The 1,194-nt window shown below is 36.0% G+C and carries 3 protein-coding genes; 1 reads left to right on the top strand and 2 read right to left on the bottom strand.

The annotated features are described in order from the left end of the window. Positions 1-295 (top strand): MerR family transcriptional regulator (locus tag JCM14822_RS21115; RefSeq protein ID WP_054744156.1); only part of this gene is annotated, 295 nt, incomplete at its 5' end. Positions 296-377: 82 nt separating this feature from the next. Here the strand turns inward: JCM14822_RS21115 and JCM14822_RS18675 are convergent. Together JCM14822_RS18675 and JCM14822_RS18670 are read right to left on the bottom strand one after the other, a co-directional pair. Further along, on the bottom strand, positions 378-884 hold the full coding sequence (locus tag JCM14822_RS18675) for a GNAT family N-acetyltransferase (RefSeq protein ID WP_054744154.1): 507 nt from the start codon (positions 882-884) through the stop codon (positions 378-380). A 29-nt stretch (positions 885-913) separates the two neighbouring features. Next, positions 914-1,194: GyrI-like domain-containing protein (locus JCM14822_RS18670; protein ID WP_172674872.1), on the bottom strand; the 281-nt coding region annotated here is incomplete at its 5' end.

Here is a 1,194-nt window from a genome sequence, read left to right as displayed (position 1 = left end):
TGTCATCGAATGCCTAAAGAAATCTGGGCTTGAAATAAAAGACATTAAACAATTCTTCAAATGGGTAAGTGAAGGTCCTACAACCTATCAGCAAAGAAAAGACCTCTTCGAAACAAGAAAACAAGCCATTGAAGAAGAAATTAAGGCCTTAGAAAAAACACTTGCCATGTTAAACTTCAAATGCTGGTATTATGATAAGGCTATGTCAGATGGTAATGAAGACAGTATTAATGCCATGTTACCAGACAAACTCCCAAGTGAGATTCAAAAACTATATGATCAGGCACATACATAAAATAAAAGCACTATGGAAATCTAAATAAACTCCATAGTGCTTTTTGAAAAAATCTCTTTTCTTCTATCTATTTCAGTTCTTGCTACGCTGCTCTTGTAATAGCAAATACTTTTGTGATCTCATTCACTTCATCCTTAAATTCATCTACCAGGTGACATCCCCAAGAAATAGCCGTCTTCGCTGACGGCTCATTGGTATATTTCATATATGAGAAAATCTCATTAAAAGGGGTATGCTCAAATGTCCAGTCTCTTACCGCCTGTGCTGATTCTTTTGCATAACCTTTACGCTGCATATCCCTGCGGATATGATATCCTATCTCTGGCTTAATCACTCCACCAATATTCTGCATAGTTAATCCACAATCACCTATCATTTCTCCTGTATCCTTTAGGCATACTGCCCATAACCCAAAACCAAATATTCTATATCTCTCAATATTCCTATCAATCCAGCCTCGTACCCTTTGCTGATCAAATGTATATGGATAATGCTGCATAATATCACTATCTGCCAAAACGGCATAAAGCGCTTCATAATCCGCCTCACTCATCTCACGTAAAAATAATCTATCTGTTTCAATTTTCATCTATATTCCCCCTTTAATACTTTATTTTCTTATCCTTCAATAGGCAATTGTATTTCTGTGAGCCAGTCTTCAACAGACTCCTTATTCCAAATGCCATCAATATAACACTCACGGATTAATCCGGCTACAGTATAATGATTCTGCTCTGCATAATTCATAAGAAAGGCAAATGCTTCCCCTATTGTTTCATAAAAGCCTTTATGCTTAATGCTAATAACTTTTACGGCAGGAATTTCTTTGAATTTAATCACATCGCTCTCAGTCCCAAATTTATCAACTGCCTCAGAATGTCTAATTAATACATCATCTT

Origin of the sequence: Cellulosilyticum ruminicola JCM 14822 (assembly GCF_001311925.1) — a bacterium.
Taxonomy (GTDB): Bacteria; Bacillota; Clostridia; order Lachnospirales; family Cellulosilyticaceae; genus Cellulosilyticum; species Cellulosilyticum ruminicola.
This window is presented reverse-complemented; position numbering and strand designations above follow the sequence as displayed.